This is a genomic window from Sphingobacterium sp. MAE (genome assembly GCF_056711605.1).
The window spans coordinates 2638042-2664354 of the sequence record NZ_CM160044.1; the positions used below are offsets into that span (position 1 = coordinate 2638042).

Below are 26313 nucleotides of genomic sequence, written 5' to 3' on the forward strand. Positions count from 1 at the left end.
GCCTAGGCCCCTATTTTTATATTTCTTGCTTATGGGCAATTTCTAGATTAATAATAACATCTCGAATTTTGCCTTCTACAAAGGATAGATTGCCGATCACAAAGACACCTTTATTTAAACTATTCTTTTCTGCAATACCATAGACCGTATTTTCATCATCAGGATTTGAATCTCCTTCATAACGGTATACATAGTCAATCTTATAATTGGATGGATTAGCAATTAAAGGTTCTAACTCTATATTATAATCAATCACATAACCAGCCTCTTTCAATTTTTCTAAAGCAACAGTAGCAGAATCATATTTATTCCTATTATCCATAATCGTATATTTTGATCTTTACTAAAATAACAATTGGAACAGCAAAACGTTTTTTATCGTTCGCTTATTTTTTGGTGAACATACCAACGATATCATCAATGGCACTACCATCTTTATTTTTGTCAAAAAAATCAGTGATCTTATCGGTCAATCCTCCACCGGATGAAACTGTTGCTCCTTCTGCTTTTTCATCCCCTCCAAATATATTTCCTATTATACTCCCTATTCCACCTCCAGCGTTAGAATTTCCACCTAAAAACCCACCTAATAGATCTCCTAACGGATTGCTGGTACCACTTTGTGCATGATTTGCCTTTTCTTTACCTAAGTACCCCATCACGATCGGTGCCAAAGTAGCCAATACTCCTGTGATCTGCGCAGAGCTAAATCCACTTTTCGTAGCCAGATTTGAGCTTACATATTCAGCATTACTGCCAAAGATGTGCTGTACGATCTTATTGCCATCTTCTGTAGGTCCCTGTTCGATGACTTCATCGACATGATCTAAGATTGCTCCATCATGTTTGGTGTCCAACGCTTCGGCAAAACCATTTACATGATTGGCATCTCCTTTACTTTGGTTATATTTAATTGCCCCCGCAATTAGAGGAACTGCTATTGCTAAGATCCAAGTTGCTTTAGTGGAGTCAATCCCCAACTTTTTAGACAATCCTGCGGCCATTTTATTTCCAAGGCCACCTGTTATTAAATCAGTCATTCCCATAATTTTATATTTTAATATGAATCAATGAAAGTTGACAATAATTAAGCCAAGCATCAAGGTATAAGCAGCTCGAACGCCACAAAAAAAGAGGTTCGTAAACCTCTTTTTTATATTAGTACTTTTAAAGTGTTATTTTTTGTAATATTTTAATGCCTCTGGTAGCATCTTTTGAATGTCACTGATACGTCTAGCATCACTTGGGTGTGTACTTAGAAAACTCTGGTGTTCCTTTTGATCCACCGGTTGCCATACGTTCCCAAAATTTGACAGCTTCACTTGGATTATAACCCGCCATGGCCATGATGACAAGCCCCATATGATCAGCTTCCGATTCATTTCCGCGAGAATACTTCAGAGAAGTCAGCTGGCCACCGATGCCATATGCACTATTAATAACACCAGCATAACTTGTTCCTGATGTTGCGACTCCAATGACATTTCCTAATGCCTGTGTTGCATATTGTCTGGACATTTGCTCCATGGAGTGACGAGCGATCGCATGCGCGATTTCGTGTCCCATCACAGTCGCAAGACCTGTTTCATTTTGTGTAACTGGAAGAATACCGGTATAAATAGCTACTTTTCCGCCAGGCATACACCAAGCATTGATCTCATCACTCTGTACCAAGTTAAACTCCCAATTGAAATTAAACTGATCTGCTATCCCCTGTTGGGTCAGGTACTGATTGACTGCTATAGCCAACTTGTTGCCAACTTTTTTAACTAATGTGGCTTGACTAGTACCTGTAATTACTTTTGTTTTTGAGGAATTTAAAAATTGCTTATAAGAAGATGCCGCTTGCTCTTGAATCTGACTATCACTGACTAAACTTAATTGTTTACGCCCTGTGATCGGAACAGTAGAGCATGAAGCTAAAGTAGCTCCTATTAAGAGCATACTAGTATATTTAAAAACCTTTTTCATATGTTAATTGTTAGACATTGCATTATAAAGTAACTAATGCAATTCCTATGCCTAAATATTCTTTTTCCTTTTAAAAAGGTAAACTTTAGATTCGTGTCCTTTCAGCAAACGCTCGATGTTCTTTTGATGGGTGATTAAAATCAGCGCACAGATCGCGATACCATAGAGTAAAACTGATGGAATAGATGTTTTAAATAAGAATGCGATACTGAATGGAAAAGTGAAACCAGCCATAATCGAACTTAACGAGACATAATGTGTGGTCAATAAAATAATAATAAATATGCTCACACAAAGTAATGCGGCTGGCGCATGAATAGCGAGTATCATACCAAATAAAGTGGCAACTCCTTTCCCTCCCCTAAATCCAGCAAATACTGGAAATAAATGACCCAAGACAGCGATTACCCCTAACGCCAACTGATAGTTGACAAATTGTACATTACTGGTGCTCTGACCAGCTTCTATTAGATAAGCTAAATTCGTAGATGTAAACCCTTTAAAAATATCAACAAACATCACTACAGCACCTGCTTTGGGCCCTAAAACACGAAAAGTATTAGTTGCTCCAGCATTTCCACTACCGTATTCTCTTACGTCAACACCATAAAATGCTTGTCCAAACCATACCGCAGTAGGGATTGATCCAAATAAATAAGCTAGTAATACTGCACTTACTAAATAAATAGAAATCATTAATTATTGTTAAATCCTAAATTAATTTGGCTTTTAAACTTAAATCCAAACTTTTGACAGAATGTGTCAAAGCTCCTGCTGAAATGTAATCTACCCCTGCTGCTGCATATGCTTGAAGCGTTTCTTCTGTAATTCCACCAGAAGCCTCAGTAACAAATCTTTCGGCAATGATATCGACTGCTTTCTTTACATCCGCAGGGCTGAAATTATCCAGCATGATGCGATCAACATGCCCAAAGGTAATAACTTCAGCTAGTTCATCAAAATTTCTAACTTCAATTTCGATTTCAATAGGCTTATTCAAGGTCGCTCTGTAAGCATTAGCGCTAGCTAAAGCCTGTGTTACACTTCCGCTGTAATCCACATGATTGTCTTTAATCAAAATCATATCGTACAGACCAAAACGGTGATTGGTGCCCCCTCCAATTTTGACTGCTTCTTTTTCTAACAAACGAAGTAAGGGAGTTGTTTTACGAGTATCTAATATTTTCGTTTTTGTGCCTGCCAACAACTTGGCATAACGGTGAGTAGTCGTAGCTATTCCGCTCATACGCTGCATCACATTTAAGATCAAACGTTCTGCAATTAAAATACTATGGATCTTTCCTTTTAAGAATAAGGCGATATCACCTACCTGTACAGCACTTCCATCTTGGATAAGGACTTCACAAGTAAGCGTCGGGTCAATTTGCTCGATAATTTCTAAAGCAACCTCTACACCTGCTAAAATACCATCTTCCTTGACAATTAATTTGGCTTCACCAATTTTATCCTTAGGAATAGTTGAAAGTGTTGTATGATCGCCATCGCCAACATCTTCTAGTATTGCATCGTGAACAAATTTTTTAATATATTCTCTTTTTTCCATCTTGAGTTGTCACTAATAATGTAGCGAAGATGAAAATTTAAATTTTATTCAAGAAAATAATTTCGAAATATTATTTAGAGGCCTGTTTTTCAACTCTAAATTCTTCGATTGTCTGCCCACTTTTTGATAAATTGATTTTAATAAAAACTCGAAATAAATTTTTGTTACTTGAAAGCTGGTAGACGTAGTAACTATAATTGGTTTTATTTGTAATTTTCTGTAGTAATTTTACTGCACTAGGTTTATTTTTAGAGAAAAAACCTTGTAACAGCATTTCGGCTTGAAATTTTGAATAAAGACCATCTTCATTCAAAATTGACAATGTTATATTTGACGCGAAAAATCGTGCTATATTCTTCGCATTTCCAGTTTTAAGTTCGATCAGAAGGGTATCATTCATGTCCGCCATGTTAGGTGTCATCATAAATGACTGATGACATAAAATAGTATTATTTCCTCTCATATGATTAGCAAATACGCACAAGCCCATGCACATGAAAATACTAATAAAAAATATAATTCTTTTCATTAATGTAGATAATTAAACCTGATGTAGTCCAGGAACTTACTTAAATAGTTATTGCTGGTAGACTAAACTGTTGTGATTTTAGTAGATGAGTTACATAAACAATGCCAAATCTACGGAAATTTACATTGAAAAAACATTAATTTTCTAATACCGCACGTATAGCCTTGAAATATCACTTGTTTTAAATTATATTTGCTTATATCATTATGGAAAAAAAAGTAGCACTATTAATCCTAGACGGATTAGGATACGGAAAAGAAGATCAATCTGATGCTGCATTTGCAGCTCATACGCCCTATCTCGATTATTTAAAAGCAAACTATCCAAACTCAAAACTTGAAGCTTCAGGTGAAGCTGTTGGTTTGCCTGAAGGTCAGATGGGTAACTCTGAAGTAGGACATATGAATTTAGGCGCTGGCCGTGTTGTCTATCAAGAACTAGGTCGCATTCACAAAGCAGTTCGAGATGGTGTATTCAATACCGATACAACCATTCAAGATGCTTTTAAATATGCCTTGAACAATAATAAAAAAGTACATTTAATAGGATTGCTTTCAGACGGTGGCGTTCATGCACACACGAGCCATCTGCGAGGTCTATGTGACGCCGCTAAATATGCTGGGTTACATTCAGACCAAGTCTTTATTCATGCATTTCTAGATGGTCGTGACACTGATCCAAACTCTGGAATTACTTATGTTAAAGCATTGCAAGATTTCTTACCACAATCTGTAGGTACGCTAGCATCCGCTATTGGACGTTATTATGCCATGGATCGTGACAATCGTTGGGAACGTGTGAAGTTGGCTTACGATCTAATGGTACATGGTACGGGTACGGCAACCAAAGACATCTTGGAGTCTATACAACATTCATATGATCAAGAAGTGACAGATGAATTTGTTCAACCTCTTGTATTAACCAATGCTGCAGGTCAACCTATGGCAACCATTCAGGATGGTGATGTTGTGATCTGTTACAACTTTAGAACTGATCGTGGACGTGAGATTACAGTAGCTTTAACACAGAAAGCATTTCCAGAGTATGATTTAAAGCCACTTGACCTGTACTATGTCACGATGACCGCATATGACGAGTCGTTTAAAAATGTAAAGGTTATTTTTAACAAAGACAATTTAACCAATACACTTGGTGAAGTATTGGCTGCAAATCATAAAACACAGGTACGTATTGCCGAGACAGAAAAATATCCGCACGTTACTTTCTTCTTTTCAGGAGGACGTGAACAAGAATTTGATGGTGAACGTCGTTTATTAATCCCTTCACCAAAGGTAGCGACCTATGACTTGCAACCTGAGATGTCTGCCCAAGGCATTACCGATGCTATCGTAAAAGATATGGAAGAAGCACAACCGGACTTTATTTGTTTAAATTTTGCTAATCCAGATATGGTTGGGCATACAGGTGTGTTCGATGCCGTTGTCAAAGCCGTAGAGACCGTTGACAATTGTACTAAACAAGTCGTAGAAAAGGGATTACAATACGGTTATTCTTTTATCATTATTGCCGATCACGGTAACTCTGAGTTTATGCTCAATGCAGATGGCTCCGTCAATACTGCACATACAACGAATTTGGTTCCATGCATCTTGATTGATAAAGATTATAAAAAAGTAAAAGATGGAAAATTAGGTGATATAGCACCTACTATATTGAAATTATTGAAAGTTGAGATCCCTTTACAAATGGATGGTCAAGTATTGGTAGAAGACTAATATGAAAAATAAACATATCAACAACACACTCTTGCTATTTATAGGGAGTGTGTTGTTATTTTGGTCCTGTAGCAACGAAAAATCGGTCCAACATGCCAAAGGATCCACACTTTCTTTGGACTCATTTTTTAATGCTGAAATTGAAAAGTTAACAAAATTAGATCCCACTGTCGTCAAGACAGTAGCTAAAGATGAGGACAGTGAAACTAAATCTGTAAAGATTCCAAACTGGCACACCGAATTAAGTGGATTTATTGCCGCTGATATTACCAAAGATGCAGATCCAAACCTCTACGATTTTAAAGAAGTAGATTGCAAAACGATCTATCAAGCTAAGGATCATCGTTTAGCAATTCAGTACTTAGCTGTAGAGCATGATTTAAAAGGAAAGATTCAACAAGTTGTTATCAAACGAAAAGTTGATAATAGTTTATATTCGAGTAATGAAAAACTTATTTACGACGTAGATTCCTTATATCAGATTGAAAAAGATCAAGATATACTCATCTTGGGTAGAAGTCAATATAAGATTACTGGTCAGTTAAAAGCACATTAATGAACGATCACCTCTCCTAATGGCAGGAATGTAAAATAAAAAAGCACTTTATGTTTTTTAGTCATAAAGTGCTTTTTACTGTTTTGAAAATACTATTTCAAGTTATCACGGTAGATTTTAGCTTTTTTAATCTCCGTTTGAATATCTTTACGAGAAGCATCGAAAGTCAATACTTTTTCGTAATCTTTTACTGCATTATTGTAAGCGTCAGTCGCTACAGCTTTATTGTAACTAGCCACTCCCGCTGTACCTACCAAAATTCCATAGTCACGGTATGCTAATGCTCTGTTTTGGTATAATTTAACATCATTTGCATTCAAAGCGATTGCTTTAGAATAATCTTCGATAGCAATCTTCAATAGCGACTCACGTGCTGAACTGTTCAATTTTGTTGACGTTTGAGTTGCTAAATTATTATTAGCTTTTCCTTTAAAGTAGTAACCATTTGCATTTTTACTGTCCAACGTAACAACTTTTCCAAAAGATTCTGCTGCTTTTTTGAAGTCGCCATTTTGAAATTGAGAGTAACCCAACATATATAATACATCTGGATCTTTACTCTCTGCAGGTAATGACTTTTCTAAGTAGACAGCAGCATTTTTAAAATCACCGTCTAATAGTGCTTTTTGCCCTAAACGAACATTTGGATTGGAGTGTTCCTCTTGTTTTGCTGTCTGTGCATATGATGAAAGAGACATCAAAGCAAATGCACCAGTAAATAAGCCTAATTTAACTGATTTAAGATTCATATTTAAATAATTACGTTTCATTTTAAAGTATTTAATTCATATTCAAGCGTTTACTGTAATTTTTGAAAACCTTTTCCATTACGCTCCCACTTACAACGCTATTCCTGCATCAATATTACAATTATTATGCCTATTTACACAATATTTAAATTAAATAATCTGACATTATGGAGTCCATAGACTGCCTTTTTTGCTTAATGCACTGCAATATTGAATCATTAGTTTTCAAATAATAGGTTGGCATCTTACTTGCAATACCCTACAATAACAATTTTAAAATAACTTTTTATCAGTTTTACGACATGTTGTCATAAACTGACATAAAATAAAAATATACCTTAACATAATATGAGCAAATTCGAAACATTTGATTTCAATCAGGCGATTCCCATTATATCTGAAGATACCGAATTCTTTCCATTATTAAGTCAACAAGACGAAGATGACATGCGCAATGCCGAAATTCCTGAGTCGTTATCCATTTTATCTCTTCGCAATACCGTTTTATTTCCTGGTGTTGTTATTCCGATAACTGTGGGACGTGACAAATCCATCAAATTAGTTAAAGATGCTTATCAAGGAGATAAAACAATAGGAGTTGTTGCCCAAAAAGATATGTCTATGGAAGACCCAACTATTGATGAACTCTATCAAGTAGGTACCGTAGCACATATCATTAAGGTGCTGCAAATGCCTGATGGAAACACAACGGTTATCTTGCAGGGTAAACAACGGTTCAAATTAATTGAAGCCGTTCAAACAGAACCATATCTTAAAGCAAACGTCGAGAAATATAAGGAAGAAAAACCTAAAGCAACTAAAGAGTTCAAAGCTCTGATTGCGACTTTAAAGGAAATGGCGCTTCAAATTATTCAATTATCGCCCAACTTGCCAAGTGAAGCTGGTATTGCTATAAAAAACATTGAAAGCCCTACTTTCTTAATTAATTTTATCTCTTCGAATATCAATGTTGACTTGATTCAAAAGCAACAATTGTTAGAGTTGTTAAATGCAGATGAGAAAGCACGTCTTTTATTAGAATTGTTGACTTCTGAGATTCAGATTTTAGAATTGAAAAATCAAATCCAAAATAAAGTAAGAATTGATCTGGACAAACAACAACGGGATTATTTCTTAAATCAACAATTAAAAACAATTCAAGAAGAATTGGGTGGTAATACTCCTGATCTGGAAATTATTGAATTGAAAAAAAGAGCATCAAAGAAAAAATGGAATGATGTTGTAGCGAAACATTTTGAAAAAGAAATCGAAAAATTAGCGCGTATCAATCCTGCAGCAGCAGACTATTCTGTTCAGATCAATTATTTGGAATTATTGCTCGACCTACCTTGGAATGAGTTTACAAAAGATAATTTTGATCTAACTAGAGCACAAAAAGTGTTGGACAAAGACCATTACGGATTGGATAAAGTTAAACAACGTATTATTGAGTATTTGGCAGTATTGAAATTAAAGAACAATATGAAAGCCCCAATTTTATGTTTGGTAGGCCCTCCCGGAGTCGGTAAAACATCTTTAGGTAAGTCGATTGCAAAGGCCTTGGGACGTAAATATACAAGAATGGCACTTGGAGGCGTACGTGATGAGGCAGAAATAAGAGGTCATCGCAAGACCTATATTGGTGCCATGCCAGGCCGTATTATCCAGTCTTTGAAAAAAGCCGGAGCTGCTAACCCTGTTTTTGTCCTCGACGAAATCGACAAGATGAGTGCAGACTTTAAGGGCGATCCATCTTCAGCTCTTCTAGAAGTATTAGATCCAGAACAAAACACAAGCTTCTATGATCATTACGTAGAGATGGAGTATGATTTGTCTAAAGTGATGTTTATTGCTACTGCAAACTCCTTAAATAATATACAACCAGCGCTACTGGATCGTATGGAGATTATTGAAGTCAATGGCTATACAATCGAAGAAAAAATTGAGATTGCTAAAAAACATCTCATTCCGAAACAACGTGAAGCGCACGGTCTAACAGCCAAAGATATAACGCTGAAACCTAAAATTATCGAAAGAATAATTGAAGAATATACTCGTGAGTCTGGTGTCCGTGGATTAGAGAAAAAAATAGGTTCGACCGTACGTGGTATTGCAACTCGTATTGTAATGGAGAAAGAATATAATGTCAATATCAATGAGAAGGATCTTGTCGAAATTTTAGGGGCTCCTATTTTCGATAAAGATAGCTATGAAAACAATGAAGTGGCAGGTGTGGTGACCGGATTAGCTTGGACCTCGGTTGGTGGCGATATTTTATTTATTGAATCAAGTTTGAGCCCAGGAAAAGGAAAAATGAGTTTAACTGGTAACTTAGGTGATGTCATGAAAGAATCAGCTTCCATTGCTATGGCATATTTACGTTCACATGCTGAAGAATTCAATATTGATTATCGGGTATTTGATCACTGGGATGTACATATTCATGTACCGGCAGGAGCTACTCCAAAAGATGGACCTTCGGCAGGTGTTACGATGTTGACTGCATTGACATCTCTATTCACACAGCGCAAAGTGAAAGAAAACTTAGCCATGACAGGTGAGATTACCTTACGTGGAAAAGTACTTCCTGTAGGTGGTATCAAAGAAAAAATATTGGCAGCTAAGCGTGCAAATATTAAGGAGATTATTTTATGTAAATCCAATCAAAAGGATATTGAAGAGATCAAAGAAAGTTACATCAAAGACATGAAGTTTCACTATGTAACAGAAATGGCTGATGTCATTGCGCTCGGATTATTAGATAAAAAAGTAAAACATGCAAAAGATCTGACCAAAGGATTAGAACCAAAGAAATAGTCAAAATTGTTCTAAAAATAAAAAGCCGCTATAAATTGATCTTTATAGCGGCTTTTACATGTAGACACATGAACAACTCTGACTAGACATTGACATACTTGAAATAATTAAATAAAAGTGGGAAAGGTCTATAAACACAAAATGCTTTCTGTTTAGGAAAAGCAAGTGTCTAATTTGTGGTTTTAAAAGCGTTGAGAATTATTTCTCAAGCTTGTCGTTTTCTTTCTTCAATGCTACGGGACGATCTTCTTTAATCTCCGTTTCCATAAATCCCCAGTTCGTCATGTAGTACATGTATGGGTTTTGTTCAATTTTTGATTTTCTTGTTCTTTCTCTTTTTATCATATATATATTGTTTTGATTGTTTATTATTCTTCAAATATCGAGCCAAATTACCATTAACAAGCATACTCCCTATTTAAATATCACTATTTTCACTTCATATCATACTAAACCTCAATCGTATAATCGGACACTGCATTTATTAAATAGATCTCCAATTGCATTTATTGAAGTAACATCTTTGACTAGATTAATGAGCAAAAGTTTAATAACCTAATAATCTATTTTATATCAAACTAGATCAGGACAAAAAGTGAGATGTGAAGATTAAATGCTAACCCATCAATTATATGGGATAGGTTAACATTTAAATGTGTAGATTACCTACAGTAATTCATTACTCTTAGATGCCAATCTCCGACAAGATCTCTGTTACAGTTGGTACACCGACTTTTTTCCAGATAGGCTCTCCATTCTTGTAAAGGATTAAGGTAGGGATAGAAGTGATCTTAAAATCTTTTATGATGTCAGGATTTGCATCTATTTCTATTAAAATTGTCTTGATATTGTGATTTGATCTGCTGTTGAGCGAATCCAATACCGGCAGTACTTTTTTACAAGGCGGGCAATAGTTTGATCCAAAGTCAACCAAAACATATTCCTGAGATTTCAATGCTGTTTTAAAATCATCCAGTAGGATCCTATTTTTATTTTGAGCAGATACCTCTACTGGATATCCTGCTCCAATCCAAGCTGAAATACCTGGTGACAAAACATAGATCTTTGTAAATCCACGTTCTGCGAGTAAATTGGCGATTTTTGTAGAACGCCCCGTTTGTATAGAATAGATAAAGACGGGTTGACTTTTGATTAATTTATCCAATTGCTGTTCATAACCTTCGACAGCAGGATCAATCTGGATAGCTTGTGGTAAATGTGCTTGATTAAATTCTTCTTGAGATCTTGCGTCTAAAATCTGTGAATGACGCTGCTCGATTAATTTTTTATGAAACAATGCGGCTTGTGTTCGAAAGTCTTTTTGTTCAACCCTCTCCTTTTCTACTACAGATGATTGATTTTGTCCTATGCTGTCAACCGTTGTAGTGAGCAATAAAACTAAGATGAATATGATTTGTTTTTTCATTTGTTTGATCCCTTTTAATGTCCAATTATATCTCAATATGCAATCCCTATTTCTTCTAAACGCTAGCCCATATATACTTCATTAGAAACGGAACGCAGGTGCTGCTATTTCTTGTGTTTTACTTTTTCGAAACTCTTTCATTGATACAGGTTCTCGATCTTCAAGTTGGGCGAAATCAACGACACCGTTAATTTTAGCCCAGTTGAAATAAGCTTGAGATAATTGGGATACCACATCATGATTTTGGCTAGCAACATCTTTTATTTCAGTAGGGTCGTTTTCTAAATTATACAGTTCCCATTTATAGGAAGGCCAAGTCGAGACCAATTTCCATTTACCGATACGAGCAGCACGATTTCCTGCACGCTCCCAGAAAAGTCCTTCAGGTCTGTCAATTTGATTTTCATCTCCAAAAATAACCGGTAACAGATTTTTTCCTTTCAAGTCATTCGGTTTGATCCCTTTATACGTCTGGGGGTATTTTGCTCCTGCTAGAGCGTAGAGTGTCGGCGCTAAATCAATAATATGTCCTTCCCCATCTTTAATGGTATTGGCTCGAATACGATTTGGAAACCAAGCAATAAACGGCGTATTGATACCACCTTCATAGGTGTAGTCTTTAAAGGCTCTATAAGGTGTATTAGAAGCATATGACCAGTTTTTACTTTGAGACTCATATGACCCAGTCGTACCAACAGGGCCTGAGTTTACTCTTGCGCCATGATGCCATTTCACCAAATCTTCAGCTGGTGCGCCATTATCAGATAAAAATACAATTAAGGTATTATCCAATTGTCCATTGTCTTTCAATTTTTGTATGAGCTGACCAATACTCTGATCTAAGCGGTCTACCATTGCAGCATATATTTCCATTTTCCTTGCCCACAATTGACGTTGATCAAAGGCTAGTCGGTCCCAATCATAAATATCTTCGTCACGTACTGATAACTTAATATTCGGGCTTATTAATCCCAACTCCTTCTGACGTTTAAATCTCTCTTGGCGAATTGCTTCCCAGCCTTTATCGTATTTTCCCTTATATTTTGCAATATCCTGAGGTAGCGCTACAAGTGGCCAGTGTGGAGCTGTATGAGCTAAGTAGAGAAAAAAGGGTTTCTTATCATCTTTTACTTGATCCAAAAAAGATAAAGCATGTTGATTGATTACATTAGTCGCATAGTTTTCAGGAAGTGGATATCCTTGTGCATCTGTTTCTCCTTTAAAACCCGGTGCACCTGAATCTGAACTCTTTTCTTCCTTTGGAAATACAAGATCAAAACCGCGTTGCCAAGGAAGACTTTTTCCTTTTCCAGATACATGCCATTTGCCCGAAGTCATGGTATGATAACCGTTCTCTTTTAGTACTTCGGCAAGGGTTAAAGATTCTTGATTGATGTAGCCCTGATATGCCGGTAGTCCAAGATCATTAGAAAAATAGCCCACACCTGCTCGATGTTGATACTGCCCTGTCAATAAAGACGCACGTGTTGGAGCGCAAATGGAATTATTATAAAACTGGCGCAACCGCACGCCTTCAGAAGCAAGCCGATCTAAGTTTGGGGTTTCAATCTCACCTCCATAAGCACCGAGATCCGAATAACCGAGGTCATCGGCTAAAATCAAGACAATATTAGGTTTGCTCTGTTGCGCCATACCTAGAGCCGTTAGACCCATCGATAAATATAATATGGAAAATATTCTTTTCATGTTGATGTAAATTTTAAATGTTAACGAAATGAGGATTGTATTTTGATGCGATCATAGTTTACAACGTCATTGTCCTTTGCCCATTCCTTGTACAATTCTTCTAGCTGTGCTACCACTTGAGGATATTGTGCTGCGAGATTATGATTCTCTGCTCGATCCGTGTCGATGTCATATAACTCAGCTTTATTACCATTTCGATAGATTGAAACCAATTTCCACTTTCCGTAGCGAACAGCTCGGTTACCGGCACGTTCCCAAAATAAGGCTTGATTACGCTCTACCTGTACCAGATCAGTATTTAACAGTTTTCTAAGACTGACACCCGGAAGTGTATGAGTTGCGACACCATAATTACTGTTTGGATATTTAGCCTGCGCATAATCATATAGCGTTGGAGCAATATCAATGAGATGTCCAGTTCCTTTTTTAATCGTGTTGGCCTTTACTTCCTTGGGATACCAGACGATAAAAGGAGCACCGATGCCTCCTTCATAAGGATTGTCCTTATAACTTCTTAATGGTGCATTACCCGTTTGGGACCAATTGCTGTTTTGCACATCATAGGAACCTGCAGAGCCTACCGGTCCCGAATTTCTAGCGGTATAAATTCGGGCACGATCACCCCCTTGTGCACCGTTGTCAGACATAAATATAATAAGGGTATTATCGTCGACCTTCAGCTCCTTGAGTGTTTGGCGGATCTTACCAATACTTTGGTCCACCCGATCAATCATCCCGGCAAATACCTGTTGCCTCGTTTGCCAATACTGTTGCTCATCATAGGTTAACTTTTTCCATTCTTGAATCAACGTGTCTGGAGCAGTTATTGCTTGGCCTGCAGGGAATACTCCTTGTTCAACAGCATTTTCATAACGTTTTATACGTAAACTGTCCCAGCCCAAGTTATAAGTTCCTTGATATTTTTGTGTTTCTTCCTCTGGTGCCTGTAGAGGCCAGTGAGGTGCATTAAATGCTAAGTACAGAAAGAATGGCTTTTTATCTTGATGCTGCTCTTTCAAAAAACCAATAGCCTGATCGGTAATTTCATCGGTCAGATACCGATCCTTAGGTAAATAGAAGGGTTTATTATTCTTGTACAAAGGAACTGTCGCTTGAGTAGAATCGTTGATTTCATAAAAATTAGACGCTCCTCCTACAAAATTGAACGACCGTTCAAATCCACGTTGTGCTGGCCACTGGTCATAATCGTCACCAACATGCCATTTGCCGGATATCATAGTGGAATAGCCGGCCTTTTTCAAGACTTCTGCTAAAGTCGGCGATTCTTTATTCAAAAATCCTTGATAGGCAGGAAGTCCTAGGTTTACATTGAAGTAACCTAGTCCTGCCTTGTGGGCGTATTGCCCTGTCAATAAAGATGCTCTTGTAGGAGCGCATATCGAGTTATTGTAGAACTCCTGAAAACGAGTTCCTTGGGACGCCAATTCTTTTAGATTCGGAGTATGAATATCAGAAGCGCCATAGGGTTCAATATCTGAAAAACCAAGATCATCGACCAAGATCAAGATCACATTTGGACGCTTATCCTGCGCCCAGCCTACTATGCTGCAAAAAATGAATATGAGCGTCAAAAAATTATAGTTTCTTTTCATTATATAAGATTTTTAATGACAGTGAATGGTTTTAATTATTAACCCAATCTGGATGCTGTTTAAGATTTGGATTTAAATTCAGTTCCCGTTGTGGCGTGGGAAAATGAATATGTCTTGGAGCCGCATTGACTTTACCTGCCGCTTTTAGTTTTGCAACATAATAGGTCGCTCCTCGGCGAACGAGATCAAACCATCTTTGATACTCAAATGTTAACTCCTTCCTTCTCTCTTCAAATACGGCTTCTCTGAAATTATCTTTGTTTAAATTTTTATCAATATCACCGATTGCAGCTCGTACTCTTACTTTGTTGATAGCAGTCTGAGCTAATGAAGTGGGGCCATTAAGCTCATTTTCAGCTTCTGCCAATATCAGCAACACTTCAGCATACCGGATAATGGGTAAGTTCTTTGAGGACTGACTTTGATTGCCCACGACGCTCTCGTCATAATATTTATTGAATTGTGGTTTTGCCAGTGCATAGTATTTACCATCCACCGGAGAAACCATTCCATTTGTAAAGGTGGTTTTTAAACGCTTATCCTGTGCGGAAAAAGCACTATATAAGCCCCCTTCTGCATGCCAAGCATCCGCGTAATCGCCGTTGATACCCGGGATATCCGCAGGTGCTGATCTGCTGGCAAGTGAATTGCCCTGATAACCGCTATTCCCTTTAAACTGTGCAGAAAATATATGTTCAATACCATTTTTCTTGTCTATATCGAATACATCAGTAAATTCAGAAAACAGATCATATCCCTCTTTATCAATCACAACCTGTGCTGTTAACTTCGCGTTGGACCAGTCTTGTTGCGTCAAATATACTTTTGCCAATATACTTTTCGCAGCGCCCGATGAGGCTCTTCCTTTGTCGTTGTCGCCGTATGATTTATAATTTGGTAGATTTTCTGCATCTTTAAGATCAGCAATAATTTGACTATAGACCTCGTTTTCAGATGCCTTAGCTACGTAGAGATCTTCTGAGCTAAGTGATGTTACTGGTTTGAGAACCAAAGGAACTGGTCCAAACCAACGAACTAAATTAAAATAGTGTAATGCCCTTAAAAATTTAGCTTCATTGATTAGACGTTGGCGGATCGTTTCATTGATCTTTGCAGGTGCAATCAAGCCGATGTATTCAATATTTTGATTTGAAGCATTTATTGCATCATAACTCTGCTTCCACAATTGTTCCATACGGTCATTGGAAGCATCATGTGTCAAGTTGCTGATAGCCCTTACATGCGCATTACGAGCTCTTGGTCCAGCCTCGTAATCATCTGTCGCCATCTCCACCCCGATCTGAAAAAGACTGTTATAAATGGACTGTCCACTTTCATATAATTTTCGATAAGTTCCGTTTACAGCAGAAATCGCTTGATTTTCATTGAGGTAAAATTGTTCTGAAACCAATAGGCTTTCCGGTTTTTCATCTAATTTTGAGCAAGACACGAACCCGAATAATAACGTACCCGCAAATAATAAATATGTAATTTTCATGAGTATCTCCTGTTTAAAATGTTAAAGAAAGACCTACAGTTAGTGAGCGTGAAGCGGGATAAATACCCGAATCCGTTCCAATTTGTACATTGCTGCCAGACGTTACTTCTGGATCAAACCCTTTATACTTACTCCAAGTCAACAAATTTTGTCCTGATAGGTAGACATTCAAATTAGAAATGCCAGCAGCAGTCAATAGTTGTTTAGGAACGGTGTAGCCCAATTGAAGGGACTTTAATCTCACAAAGGAGCCATTCTCAACAAATTGATCGGAAAAAATTGGAGCAGGGTCCAACTTCGCTCTAGGATAACTTTGACTTGGGTTTGTTTCTGTCCATCTCTCCATCGCATCTATTGACGCATTTTGTTGACCCGTAAACATTTCTAAGTTTTGACGGTTGATGTTGAGCAGGTCATTTCCAACTGTTCCTTGGAGCAAAAAAGTAAGATCAAATCCACGATAAGACAACGTATTGGTAAGTCCAAAAATAAAATCTGGCTGTGCATTGCCAATGATAGTACGATCATTGGCCGTCGTAAATTTACCATCACCGTCAATATCTTTATAAAGACGATCTCCGGCTTTAGGTACAGCATTGCCTGTAAATAGACCTTGAGTTGATTCCTCTCCCTTTTGCAAAATTCCACTGGTCTGCGTACCGTAAAAAGTACCGAGAGGTTCGCCCACTTTAATGATGTAATTTCCGGAAATATAAGACTGTGCGCCAGTACCGATAGTCAATACCTTATTCCGATTAAATGAGAAGTTTAAATCAGTATTCCAGACAAAATTTCCATTTAAATTTTTGGTTTTCAGGCCCAATTCAAATCCTTTATTCGAAACTGAACCAAAATTCTGTAAAGAAGAAGCATAACCTGAGGTCCAGGGAATTTCCACATTGAGCAATAAATCAGTTGTCTTTTTATAGTAGTAATCTAATGTAAATTGTAACCTATTGTTAAGAAAGGCTATGTCAAAACCACCATCATATTGGTAAGTAGTTTCCCAACCTAGATTTTTATTTGGGATACGCTGTGAAGCAAAACCCGTAACTATTTTATTGCCCAATAGATAGTTCAGGTTATATAAGGTTGACAGAGATTGGTACTGACCGATCTCCTGATTACCTGTTGTTCCAAAACTAGTTCTGATCTTTAAATCATTGACTGCAGGTAACGCTTCTTTAAAGAATCTTTCATTACTTACTCTCCAAGACAAAGCTAGAGAAGGGAAATCACCCCACTTGTTATCCGATCCAAATCTAGAACTACCATCACGACGGATACTAGCCGATAGGTAGTATTTATTTGCATAGTTATAATTGGCACGCGCCAAATAAGAATGCAGCACCCAGGAATAAGCATCTGAGTTAGGACGCACAAGGGTTGCTCCACTTTGTAAGCTATTGTACAAAAGATCGTCCGTCACGAAGTTCTCAGCACCTCCATTGAAAATCTCATTTTTTGCTTCTTGCTGTGTAAATCCAACTATAGCATTTACATGATGCTTTTGAATTGTAGCGGTATAATTTAGCGTATTTTCATTCAACCAAGAATAGTTTTCCAGGTATCCTAAATTTGCTTTTCCATTATTGCCAGATCCTTCATAAATATAAGAAGGCAGGTAAAACTTATCTTTTCTATTATTTAGATCCACTCCAAGCAGTACTTTAGCCTGCAGCCCTTTTATAATATCATATTGGGCAAAGGAAGTTCCTAAAATGCGTAATGCATTTGAAGTATTAGTGGTTTCCTTTAGTGTGGCAATTGGATTTGCAAAAATATTTTCAAATGGATTTCTTAGCGTGTACGATCCATCGGCATCGTATACCGTTGCTGTAGGGGGCATGATCAATAATGCATTGACTATTCCAGATGGTGCGATTTGCGATGTCGTCCTATTTATAGAGAAATTGGCTCCAACGTTTAAGCGTTTAAAGGGGTTCGCATTGATATTAGAACGGAACCCTATACGTTTAAAATCAGTATTTTTAATGATGCCTTCCTGATCAAAATAATTGGCGCCGATAAAGTACTGTATTTGTTCAGCTCCACCAGATAGGGATAGTTGATGATTGTTTATTTTTCCAGTTTGAAAAGCTTCTTCTTGCCAGTTTGTTCCAGCTCCCAATTGGTCGATTTTATCTTGGCTTAGATATTGAAATTTTCCCAGATTAGGATAAGCGTCATATAAGACCTCATTGCGCAGGATCGCAAAATCTGGAGCATTCAGCACCTCGATTTTTTTTAATACTTGCTGCTTACCAATGCTACCATCATAATTTAATTGTACACGGCCCGCTTTACCCTTTTTGGTGGTGACTAATATAACACCGTTCGCACCGCGTGAGCCATAGATCGCAGTTGCAGCGGCATCTTTTAATACTTCAATGCTTTCAACATCACTCGGATTGATACTCGCCAAGGGATTGACGGGTGTACCACTCCCTACTCCCGTACTTTCAGTTTGATTATATATCGGAAATCCGTCAATAACATACAAAGGTTCATTTCCACCTTGAATAGATGCTCCCCCACGAATACGAATACTGACACCACCACCCGGCTGTCCTGAGGTCTGTGTCACCTGCACACCAGATATTCCTCCTTTCAAAGTTTGATCTAAAGAGGATACATTTTGTTTCAGTAAGGATTCATTTAAGGATGCAACAGCGCCCGTGAGATCTCGACGTCTCTGTGTACCATAACCGACGACAACGACCTCATCTATATTTTCCGTAGTAGGGCTTAGTTCGATTACTACAGGTGAAGTATTGACAACAATTCTTTTCTTTTCGTAGCCAACAAAAGATATAATCAGCGTGAAAGGAAGCTTTTGACCAGTCACAAATTGAAATCGACCATGCCCATCCGTTTTGACACTGTGTGTCACAGCTTCCAGTTGTACGGTCACTCCCGCTATAGGTTGTTTATTGGAAGCATCTATAACTGTTCCTATTAAGGAGGCATTGATGATCGGTTTGGGATCTTCTTGAGCATAAAGCTTATTTATGCTATATAAAAAGAAGAAAATATAGATAGAATACCGAAGTACTCCTAATTTTTTCATAGTTTTACAGTGTTTTGTAGTGAATACTAACAAGTGCCAACGCCAATTGAAGACTTGTTGTTCATGATATGCAAACGTGGGGAAGTGTCAAAACTTCCCCTATTTTTTTAATAAGATTTTGAGAAATTAGATACACATTCGCATCCGAAAGGAAAGACAATAAAGAGAAACGTAATCCGTCAAGAATACAGCTTGTTTCGTTAGGTTAGTGAGGTAGTTTTTCATAAACTTTGTTAAATAGTAAATATTGATTTAGGATTCGTTTGCCAACGCCAATTGAGTAACGATAAGGCAAATATAAAAATAAATTTTACAAAGTCTACTAACTAAGTAGATTTTATAGAAATATTTTATAAACCTACTGATAACATCCTGTATTCCTGTTTATCAAGAGCAAAGTTGCTCCACAAACACGATCTATTGTTCGATGAGCTCACCAAAAACTAATCCTGAAAATAAAAAAATCGGATATAGCTTCCATAAAGGCTATGATCCGATTTAGGCATTAGGATTTAATATTTAATGCGTGTTAGGTATAGTTTCTATTCTTTTACCACGTCCTTACACCATTATTTTGGCCGGTTGCATTGATTATTAGTCGGCATGATTTTTTAACCATTCAAGACGTCTTTGATCGGCTAGGTGTTTTACAGAAAAGTTTTCAAATGTTGCATCAAACCCATTACCATCTGGACATGCAGCCATCAAACCAACCATTACCGGTGTATTATCTTGCAGATAAGCATTACGCATTAAGGTATATTTTTTGTCATCAAATGAATAAAAGATCTCTACAGCATCTAAGCGTCTTACAGCTTTTATCCAAACATACGGTACCGCATTTTCAAGACTAATGATACTCCAATCGCTCGTACGATGCGTTACTACTGTACTTAAATTATATTTTCCGTCGACAAATTCGATTCCAGCTTTAATATAATTCTCTTTATCGATGCGCAGCATCAGTCCCATCTGATCAAATCTAGCTTTGTAGTCAGCAGAAATTTTGACTTTAGTTTCAAATTCTCCACCATAGGTACCATAATAAAATGGCGCATCATCAACGGTAAAACCATAATGTGAAATCCTCCAATAATCACTCTGTGGTGTGACAAACATATGGAGCGCCTGATCTTTTATTTCCCACTTTGCTGGCTCATTAAACCATTGCATTTTAGTTAGATTTTGTGCCACTGTCCACTGTTGCCAAAGTATAGTCACGATGACCAATATTAATTTCTTCATCAGTTTATCCAAATAATCTTATAATTTTTTACTTTAGCAAAGGTATACGTGCACATAAAGATTGTCAATACTGATAAATAACCATTTTTACGAAATGAATAATATTGCTGGAATTCTTAATGAAAAGCTTTTAAAGCAGGTATTTGATCAAGAAGTGGATCCCTCCAAACAGCTGGAGCAATACCGATATATCGCACAATTTTATGCCCACATCGAAAATGCTATAGCAGTTTTAAGCGATCTTAAGAATAATAAAAGCTATATCTATGCAGGTGGTCTTGCCAAAACATTGGGAATATCTGATCATAATGTAGAGATTGATTCCATCTGGGAAGATGCTATTTTTAATCTTATTCATCCGGACGATCTAATCAAAAAGCATATGCTGGAATTGCAATATTTTCATTTTCTAAAACATGTCCCACTAACGGAGCGGCATAATTATCATGTGATCAGTAAAATCAGAATGTACAATCATGAAAATCAATATAGCTGGATATCCCATCGTATGTATTATGTACGTAATTCACCCAATGGCAGTATTTGGTTAGCACTCTGTTTATACAATTTTGCTCATTTCTCTGAAAATACAGAAGCCTACGAGGGTTGTATTGTGAATAGTGTCACTGGACAGATCATTCAATCTGAAAATCAGGAAAGTAATAATTTGCTATCTAAGCGCGAAATCGAAATTCTTCGCTTGATCAAACTTGGTAAAAGAAGTAAGGAAATAGCCCATGTTCTCTCCATCAGTATTAATACAGTCAATCGACACCGTCAAAATATACTTGAAAAACTCCGTGTCACAAACTCTATAGCAGCATGCCGTATCGCATCCTCTTTAAATCTGCTATAATTCATCATCAATATAATGAGTTTTAGGCTGAGTAAAAAAATCTAGCAAAATCAGGAGTGATGATCGTACAGATACCTACTACTGAGCCATATATTTGTGTGGGATACATGACAAAATTGGCGTGAAGCTATTTCTTCACGCCAATGATAAATAAGGTTGCTATGATGAAAAAGCCTACTCCTGTTAATATAGGCGGCAATAAATCTGATCTAAATCCTAGATAAATCATTATTAAAGCAATTAGACCAAGCAGCACGATTAATATTATTTTCATATTATTCCAGGTATTATCAATCACATTTGCTCCAATTTAATTAAAAATAAACAAACGAAATGTGATCCCCTGTTCATAACCATGATTTGCCCCTATTTACCGGTGATTACTACCATTTCGATCAAAACATGCCTTATTGGCCAACTTCATTCAATAGATTGAGATCTTCATGGTCTAAACAAATCTTAGGTGCATCAAACAGTGTTTTTAATTGATTTTTACTCGTTGCACTAACAATAGGAGCTGTAATTAATGGATTGGCTAGCAACCATGCTAAGGCTACTGTAGCGGGTTGGGTATCATATTTCAATGCTATTGTATCAAGAGCCGTTAGCACATTCAGACCAGTTGCATTTAAATATTTACGCACACCTTCCCCACGAGCACTCTTGCTCAGGTCGGATTCAGTTCTATATTTTCCAGTTAAAAAACCAGCTGCCAAAGACCAATAAGGAAAAGTACTCAACTGATATTGCTCGACTAATGGCGCATAATCATTTTCAAAGGAGCTCCGTTCCATCAAATTATAGTGCGGCTGTAGCGCAACGTATTTCGGAAGATTGTTTTTCTCAGCAACTTCAAAGGATGCTCTTAATCGTTCTGGTGAAAGGTTTGAGGCAGCGATATAACGTACCTTACCCGCTTTTATAATTTCATCGTAAGCTGATAATGTCTCCTCGATAGGGGTTATTTTATCGTCAAAATGTGTATAATATAAATCGATATAATCAGTACCTAAACGCTGTAAAGACTCATCGACAGATTTCAGAATATGTCTTTTGCTGATGTCAAAACCATGCTCTTTCGTCTCCGACCCAACTTTTGTCGCAATGACCATTTTCTCCCTGTTATTCCGGTTTTTCATCCATTTCCCGATGATCGTTTCAGATTGGCCTCCTACTCCATTTACCCACCAAGAATACGTATCTGCGGTATCTACAAAATTGAAACCTTCCGCAACAAAAGCATCTAAAATGTCAAACGATTCCTTTTCATCCAAAGTCCATCCAAAAACATTACCTCCAAAATTGATCGGTGCAATGTCCAGATCTGTATTTTTAATTGTTATTTTTTTCATGTTTTGTCGAATAAATATTTAAGTAAAAGTACTTCATTGACCATGCAATTGATTCATATTTTTGTAAAGATGTTGACTGTATGCCAGTATGCTTCATTTTTGAGGCATATTATTTATTTTAATAGGCAAACATGGTAATCATCGTTGAACGATATAGCGCAAAAAAAAGCCATATCTTACGATATGGCTTACTGTTAAACCGATAATTAGCTCAGATTCTTATTCAAAAAAATAATGAAATCAATTATTTCGCAGCTTTTTCATTCTTTTTATCCAACAGCGCGATATACTTTCCATATCCTTTTGCTTTCATTTCTTCTCTAGGAATAAATTTTAGTGAGGCACTATTTATACAGTATCTCAAACCACCTTTATCAGCAGGGCCATCGTTAAAAATATGCCCAAGATGTGCATCTCCAGTTTTACTACGTACCTCTGTACGTTTCATACCATAGGAATTATCAGCAAGTTCTTTAACCATTTTTTCATTGATTGGTTTTGAGAAACTCGGCCATCCACATCCCGATTCAAACTTATCTGTTGAAACGAATAGCGGTTCCCCTGTCGTAACATCCACATAAATTCCTTCTCTAAATTCATCCCAATATTCATTTTCAAATGCTCTTTCTGTCGCATTATTTTGTGTTACCTCATATTGCAGATCCGAAAGCTCTTTTTTAAGCGTCTTTTGATCTTTTTTCTTATAATCAGCGTCTTTAGGAGGGTTTGCCTTTTTTGCTAGATCAAATAGATCGGGTCCAATGTGACAATACCCCCCTGGATTTTTGTCCAAGTAGTCCTGATGATAGGTTTCAGCATCATAGAAACTTTTGATCGGTCCAAACTCTACCACAATCTTCTTCGGATACAATGTTCCCAATTCTTGAATCTTTTGTTTGACCAAAGCCTCATCCGTTTTATCCGAGAAGAAAATACCCGTCCGATATTGCGTACCAACATCATTTCCCTGTTGATTCAATAAAGTAGGGTCAATTGTTTTAAAATAAAGATCGATCAATAAGTTGAGATCTATGACTTCTGGATCATAAATAACTTTTACGGTCTCAGCAGCACCGGTCACTCCTTTGGAAACTTCCTGATAAGTAGGTTTTTTAATCGTGCCATTAGCATAACCCACTTCTGTCCCCGTCACTCCCCTCACTTGTTTGAAAAAATGTTCCGTTCCCCAAAAGCAGCCTCCTGCAAAATAAATTTCTTTTGTTTTGTTATCTGTCTTCATTTCCATACTTGTTTGTCCTGTAGGCGCTGTTGCCTTTTTGTTTATAGAAAAGCCCATTGCAGTCAATGCAACGACCAAAATACAACATGCCACGATGATTAAGCTATTTTTCATTGTATTATTATTTTAAAGTTTACGAGATATCTTTAATCGCCTGCGCTTCCGTTGGGGTAAATTTAAAAATTCCGACCCACAGGAGTATAAGAACCGAACCAAAAAGAGAAATGTAATATCCCACTGAAGACACTACATACGAATTACTATTTTTGTTTGCTACATACATATGAATTGATTTTGAAGTACTACGTATTGATTATATGATATATCCATAGTCGCACTAACTTCAAAATCCTGACAGCAGCATTAGTTATTTTTTATCTTTTCTCTAATTTTATTTTTAAGTCGCTCAAGATCAATTGGATTAAATACTATCGCATGCTCCTGAGGTACATGGTGCCGTAATACTTTATCCATTCGGATAGATTTTTTTTGATAAGCTTTGCACAACTTGCAAATAGCAAGATGTAATTTGAGTCTTAATTTTTGAATAGAAGAAAGCTGTCCACTTTGTTGCATTTCGATTAACAATGTAGTCTGACTACAAGGAAGTAGTAAAAAATGTATCATTCTTTTTAACATAGCAATCGATCAATTTTGGGTATTAAACCAATTATTATCCAAACAAACACGCAGTTGCAAACGGCTTCTCTGAAGAATTTTCCAAAGGTTAGTCGAAGAAATTCCCATTTCCTGACAAACCACAGTTGCTTTTTTTTCTTCCAAATAGTACAGCTTCACAGGAATCTTCCATTTAGGTGGTAGATCTTCGAGACAATGTTCCATTATTGCCATAAATTCTGCATCATCCATCAAGTTGAGATCTTCAGAAGACCAATCTCGGATCATAGCCGTATCTCTCCATGAACCGGTCTCATCAAAAAAATAATCCAAACTAATCGGGTTACTATTTCGATATTTCTTTCTATAAAAATCAGCAGCTTTGTTTTTCAATATATGCATCAACCACGTTAATGGAGCGCTATTTCCTTTAAAGTTAGGATAAGAATCAAAAGCAGCAATAAAAACATCCTGCACCAAATCTTCAGCATCCTGTCTATCCGACAGCAAATATAGCGCACGTTTCAAGAGTGCCCCGCTGTACTCTTCGACCCACTGATCAAAAATATGTACATGATCTACCATACTGTACCCATCATATATTGCTATCAAAATACTTGTTTGGTAAAGTTAAAGAATAAATCTCTGACTTATACAAGTTTAATATGCACCCATATATGAAACCAATGGGATCCATAAAAAGTCCAGACAAAGACCATGCAGATTAGATCAGCTCGATGGACTTATCCATTCCTATTGATTCAGCGTTACATGTGCTCATACTTGTACAATAAAGGATTATTTACCTCCTAAAAGTCCGTGGAATGGCTGTAAGGACTTTCGGTTTGATTTCATATGCATCCATAAAAATAGAGATCCAATGGCAACACCAGTAGCCAGAAAACTGAATGAAGCAACAGGAGACAGATCAAGCGGGTTCAACAGATATAACATCATTAAATTAAAAAAAACAAGTATGAGCATAATACCCTTTCCCAGACGTTCTTGTTTACGATATTTTATAGCGTAACTAACCTTATAACTCGTCATGGAAGCATGGAGCAGTTTATCCGAAAATTCTTTCGAAGGCACATCCATTAGTTCCTTGTTTAGTATACTTGCTAATGGATCATTTTCTCTTGATATTCTATTTTTCATAATAAATCCCTCAGTTCATCATTCAATAAATCTTTTAAAGTTTTCTCTAGTTTTTTCCTTCCCCGCATCAATTTCATTTTAATGGCAGATTTCCCAATATCAAGTATTTCCGCTATCTCCGAAATACTTTTTTCGCCCAGATAATGCAGCGTAATTACCATTCTCTCTTCTTCTGCTAGCTTCTCGAGCGCTAAAGTGAGGTATTTCTTGCGATCAGCTACAACTAGGTTATTAAATTCATTTTTTTCGTCTAATATATATGCAGATGCCCCAGATTCCTCATAAAGTTCTGTGGTATCATGACGTTCATTGTTCTTTTTTGTTAGTGCTGTATAGTACACAATTTTATAAAGCCATGTTGAAAATTTTGAAGCATGACGAAAATGAGATAGCGCGCTAAAGGCTTTCATAAATGCATCCTGTACCACCTCTTCTGCATTTTCACTATTACCACAAATTTTAAGCGCGAGTGTATAGGCCAAGTTTCTATAAGTAGCCACCAGATATTCAAACCCTTCGCGTTCGCCCAGAATTGCCTGCTGCAAATAATAATCTTCTTTCTTACGGGGCTTTCCAAATAGCATACTTGTCAATAGATTAATTTCCTT

24 protein-coding genes are annotated in these 26313 nt (G+C 36.9%); 4 read left to right on the forward strand and 20 right to left on the reverse strand.

Going from position 1 to position 26313, the window contains the following annotated elements; all coding sequences use genetic code 11:
* Positions 1-16 precede the first annotated feature (16 nt).
* The 6 genes from AC06G9_RS11160 to AC06G9_RS11185 form a co-directional block, all read right to left on the reverse strand.
* Complete coding sequence (locus AC06G9_RS11160) at positions 17-322, reverse strand: hypothetical protein (protein WP_045753069.1); 306 nt, start codon at positions 320-322, stop codon at positions 17-19.
* 64 nt (positions 323-386) lie between these two features.
* Positions 387-1040: a DUF937 domain-containing protein gene (locus tag AC06G9_RS11165; RefSeq protein WP_260949493.1), complete on the reverse strand. Its 654-nt coding sequence runs from the start codon at positions 1038-1040 to the stop codon at positions 387-389.
* A gap of 199 nt (positions 1041-1239) precedes the next feature.
* Positions 1240-1944, reverse strand: a complete 705-nt coding sequence (locus AC06G9_RS11170) for a M48 family metallopeptidase (RefSeq protein WP_480958164.1) — start codon at positions 1942-1944, stop codon at positions 1240-1242.
* A 78-nt stretch (positions 1945-2022) separates the two neighbouring features.
* A complete protein-coding gene (gene plsY / locus AC06G9_RS11175) occupies positions 2023-2667 on the reverse strand; it encodes a glycerol-3-phosphate 1-O-acyltransferase PlsY (protein WP_045753072.1) in 645 nt (214 codons plus the stop codon).
* A gap of 16 nt (positions 2668-2683) precedes the next feature.
* Positions 2684-3535 (reverse strand): carboxylating nicotinate-nucleotide diphosphorylase, encoded by an 852-nt coding sequence (gene nadC, locus AC06G9_RS11180; protein WP_045753073.1) that lies wholly within the window; start codon positions 3533-3535, stop codon positions 2684-2686.
* Between the two features lie 70 nt (positions 3536-3605).
* Positions 3606-3959, reverse strand: coding sequence for a DUF4783 domain-containing protein (locus tag AC06G9_RS11185; protein WP_346569571.1), 354 nt, complete (start codon positions 3957-3959; stop codon positions 3606-3608).
* Positions 3960-4267: 308 nt separating this feature from the next.
* Between AC06G9_RS11185 and gpmI the strand changes: the two genes are divergently transcribed.
* Positions 4268-5800 carry a 2,3-bisphosphoglycerate-independent phosphoglycerate mutase gene (gene gpmI / locus AC06G9_RS11190; RefSeq protein WP_248755933.1) on the forward strand — a complete coding sequence of 511 codons (1533 nt, stop codon included), beginning with the start codon at positions 4268-4270 and terminating at the stop codon, positions 5798-5800.
* A gap of 1 nt (position 5801) precedes the next feature.
* A complete protein-coding gene (locus AC06G9_RS11195; RefSeq protein ID WP_346569573.1) occupies positions 5802-6356 on the forward strand; it encodes a hypothetical protein in 555 nt (184 codons plus the stop codon).
* Positions 6357-6448: 92 nt separating this feature from the next.
* Here AC06G9_RS11195 and AC06G9_RS11200 read toward each other — a convergent pair whose 3' ends face one another.
* Positions 6449-7126 carry a tetratricopeptide repeat protein gene (locus AC06G9_RS11200; RefSeq protein WP_480958165.1) on the reverse strand — a complete coding sequence of 226 codons (678 nt, stop codon included), beginning with the start codon at positions 7124-7126 and terminating at the stop codon, positions 6449-6451.
* A 327-nt stretch (positions 7127-7453) separates the two neighbouring features.
* Between AC06G9_RS11200 and lon the strand changes: the two genes are divergently transcribed.
* Positions 7454-9922, forward strand: a complete 2469-nt coding sequence (lon, locus tag AC06G9_RS11205; RefSeq protein ID WP_094772152.1) for an endopeptidase La — start codon at positions 7454-7456, stop codon at positions 9920-9922.
* Between the two features lie 198 nt (positions 9923-10120).
* On the opposite strand, the gene AC06G9_RS11210 is transcribed toward lon, so the two are convergent.
* From AC06G9_RS11210 to AC06G9_RS11240, 7 genes are all read right to left on the reverse strand, one after another.
* Positions 10121-10267 carry a hypothetical protein gene (locus AC06G9_RS11210; protein WP_021190220.1) on the reverse strand — a complete coding sequence of 49 codons (147 nt, stop codon included), beginning with the start codon at positions 10265-10267 and terminating at the stop codon, positions 10121-10123.
* 340 nt (positions 10268-10607) lie between these two features.
* Entirely contained in the window at positions 10608-11348 is a 741-nt protein-coding gene (locus tag AC06G9_RS11215) for a thioredoxin domain-containing protein (RefSeq protein WP_480958166.1), read from the reverse strand.
* Between the two features lie 81 nt (positions 11349-11429).
* Positions 11430-13055 carry an arylsulfatase gene (locus AC06G9_RS11220; protein ID WP_346569576.1) on the reverse strand — a complete coding sequence of 542 codons (1626 nt, stop codon included), beginning with the start codon at positions 13053-13055 and terminating at the stop codon, positions 11430-11432.
* A 20-nt stretch (positions 13056-13075) separates the two neighbouring features.
* Positions 13076-14668 carry an arylsulfatase gene (locus AC06G9_RS11225; RefSeq protein WP_480958167.1) on the reverse strand — a complete coding sequence of 531 codons (1593 nt, stop codon included), beginning with the start codon at positions 14666-14668 and terminating at the stop codon, positions 13076-13078.
* 31 nt (positions 14669-14699) lie between these two features.
* The gene (locus AC06G9_RS11230; protein ID WP_293925831.1) at positions 14700-16166 is read right to left on the reverse strand and encodes a RagB/SusD family nutrient uptake outer membrane protein; all 1467 of its coding nucleotides are present in this window, start codon (positions 16164-16166) and stop codon (positions 14700-14702) included.
* Between the two features lie 13 nt (positions 16167-16179).
* The gene (locus AC06G9_RS11235) at positions 16180-19236 is read right to left on the reverse strand and encodes a SusC/RagA family TonB-linked outer membrane protein (protein WP_480958168.1); all 3057 of its coding nucleotides are present in this window, start codon (positions 19234-19236) and stop codon (positions 16180-16182) included.
* A gap of 594 nt (positions 19237-19830) precedes the next feature.
* Positions 19831-20481, reverse strand: coding sequence for a DUF1349 domain-containing protein (locus AC06G9_RS11240; protein WP_094772156.1), 651 nt, complete (start codon positions 20479-20481; stop codon positions 19831-19833).
* Between the two features lie 94 nt (positions 20482-20575).
* Between AC06G9_RS11240 and AC06G9_RS11245 the strand changes: the two genes are divergently transcribed.
* Positions 20576-21337 carry a response regulator transcription factor gene (locus AC06G9_RS11245; RefSeq protein WP_293925829.1) on the forward strand — a complete coding sequence of 254 codons (762 nt, stop codon included), beginning with the start codon at positions 20576-20578 and terminating at the stop codon, positions 21335-21337.
* 407 nt (positions 21338-21744) lie between these two features.
* Here the strand turns inward: AC06G9_RS11245 and AC06G9_RS11250 are convergent, their stop codons facing one another.
* The 6 genes from AC06G9_RS11250 to AC06G9_RS11275 form a co-directional block, all read right to left on the reverse strand.
* Positions 21745-22689, reverse strand: coding sequence for an aldo/keto reductase (locus tag AC06G9_RS11250; protein WP_480956178.1), 945 nt, complete (start codon positions 22687-22689; stop codon positions 21745-21747).
* A 244-nt stretch (positions 22690-22933) separates the two neighbouring features.
* Positions 22934-24043 carry a peptide-methionine (R)-S-oxide reductase MsrB gene (msrB, locus tag AC06G9_RS11255; protein ID WP_480956179.1) on the reverse strand — a complete coding sequence of 370 codons (1110 nt, stop codon included), beginning with the start codon at positions 24041-24043 and terminating at the stop codon, positions 22934-22936.
* Between the two features lie 249 nt (positions 24044-24292).
* Complete coding sequence (locus AC06G9_RS11260; RefSeq protein ID WP_480956180.1) at positions 24293-24568, reverse strand: hypothetical protein; 276 nt, start codon at positions 24566-24568, stop codon at positions 24293-24295.
* A 9-nt stretch (positions 24569-24577) separates the two neighbouring features.
* Positions 24578-25159: a sigma-70 family RNA polymerase sigma factor gene (locus tag AC06G9_RS11265; protein ID WP_480956181.1), complete on the reverse strand. Its 582-nt coding sequence runs from the start codon at positions 25157-25159 to the stop codon at positions 24578-24580.
* A 186-nt stretch (positions 25160-25345) separates the two neighbouring features.
* Complete coding sequence (locus AC06G9_RS11270) at positions 25346-25705, reverse strand: hypothetical protein (protein WP_480956182.1); 360 nt, start codon at positions 25703-25705, stop codon at positions 25346-25348.
* On the reverse strand, positions 25702-26289 hold the full coding sequence (locus AC06G9_RS11275; RefSeq protein ID WP_248753658.1) for an RNA polymerase sigma factor: 588 nt from the start codon (positions 26287-26289) through the stop codon (positions 25702-25704). Before AC06G9_RS11275 ends, AC06G9_RS11270 begins: the two co-directional genes overlap by 4 nt.
* Positions 26290-26313: the final 24 nt, after the last annotated feature.

Excerpts from the sequence above, each read along its gene's own strand:
- AC06G9_RS11275 (WP_248753658.1), bottom strand. The coding sequence starts at position 26,289 with ATGCTATTTGGAAAGCCCCGTAAGAAAGAAGATTATTATTTGCAGCAG.
- AC06G9_RS11200 (WP_480958165.1), bottom strand. The coding sequence starts at position 7,126 with ATGAAACGTAATTATTTAAATATGAATCTTAAATCAGTTAAATTAGGC.
- AC06G9_RS11230 (WP_293925831.1), bottom strand. The coding sequence starts at position 16,166 with ATGAAAATTACATATTTATTATTTGCGGGTACGTTATTATTCGGGTTC.
- nadC (WP_045753073.1), bottom strand. The coding sequence starts at position 3,535 with ATGGAAAAAAGAGAATATATTAAAAAATTTGTTCACGATGCAATACTA.
- AC06G9_RS11170 (WP_480958164.1), bottom strand. The coding sequence starts at position 1,944 with ATGCTCTTAATAGGAGCTACTTTAGCTTCATGCTCTACTGTTCCGATC.
- lon (WP_094772152.1), top strand. The coding sequence starts at position 7,454 with ATGAGCAAATTCGAAACATTTGATTTCAATCAGGCGATTCCCATTATA.
- AC06G9_RS11260 (WP_480956180.1), bottom strand. The coding sequence starts at position 24,568 with ATGTTAAAAAGAATGATACATTTTTTACTACTTCCTTGTAGTCAGACT.
- plsY (WP_045753072.1), bottom strand. The coding sequence starts at position 2,667 with ATGATTTCTATTTATTTAGTAAGTGCAGTATTACTAGCTTATTTATTT.
- AC06G9_RS11160 (WP_045753069.1), bottom strand. The coding sequence starts at position 322 with ATGGATAATAGGAATAAATATGATTCTGCTACTGTTGCTTTAGAAAAA.
- AC06G9_RS11225 (WP_480958167.1), bottom strand. The coding sequence starts at position 14,668 with ATGAAAAGAAACTATAATTTTTTGACGCTCATATTCATTTTTTGCAGC.
- AC06G9_RS11210 (WP_021190220.1), bottom strand. The coding sequence starts at position 10,267 with ATGATAAAAAGAGAAAGAACAAGAAAATCAAAAATTGAACAAAACCCA.
- AC06G9_RS11220 (WP_346569576.1), bottom strand. The coding sequence starts at position 13,055 with ATGAAAAGAATATTTTCCATATTATATTTATCGATGGGTCTAACGGCT.
- AC06G9_RS11165 (WP_260949493.1), bottom strand. The coding sequence starts at position 1,040 with ATGACTGATTTAATAACAGGTGGCCTTGGAAATAAAATGGCCGCAGGA.
- AC06G9_RS11250 (WP_480956178.1), bottom strand. The coding sequence starts at position 22,689 with ATGAAAAAAATAACAATTAAAAATACAGATCTGGACATTGCACCGATC.
- AC06G9_RS11270 (WP_480956182.1), bottom strand. The coding sequence starts at position 25,705 with ATGAAAAATAGAATATCAAGAGAAAATGATCCATTAGCAAGTATACTA.
- AC06G9_RS11245 (WP_293925829.1), top strand. The coding sequence starts at position 20,576 with ATGAATAATATTGCTGGAATTCTTAATGAAAAGCTTTTAAAGCAGGTA.
- AC06G9_RS11240 (WP_094772156.1), bottom strand. The coding sequence starts at position 20,481 with ATGAAGAAATTAATATTGGTCATCGTGACTATACTTTGGCAACAGTGG.
- AC06G9_RS11195 (WP_346569573.1), top strand. The coding sequence starts at position 5,802 with ATGAAAAATAAACATATCAACAACACACTCTTGCTATTTATAGGGAGT.
- AC06G9_RS11215 (WP_480958166.1), bottom strand. The coding sequence starts at position 11,348 with ATGAAAAAACAAATCATATTCATCTTAGTTTTATTGCTCACTACAACG.
- AC06G9_RS11185 (WP_346569571.1), bottom strand. The coding sequence starts at position 3,959 with ATGATGACACCTAACATGGCGGACATGAATGATACCCTTCTGATCGAA.
- msrB (WP_480956179.1), bottom strand. The coding sequence starts at position 24,043 with ATGAAAAATAGCTTAATCATCGTGGCATGTTGTATTTTGGTCGTTGCA.
- AC06G9_RS11235 (WP_480958168.1), bottom strand. The coding sequence starts at position 19,236 with ATGAAAAAATTAGGAGTACTTCGGTATTCTATCTATATTTTCTTCTTT.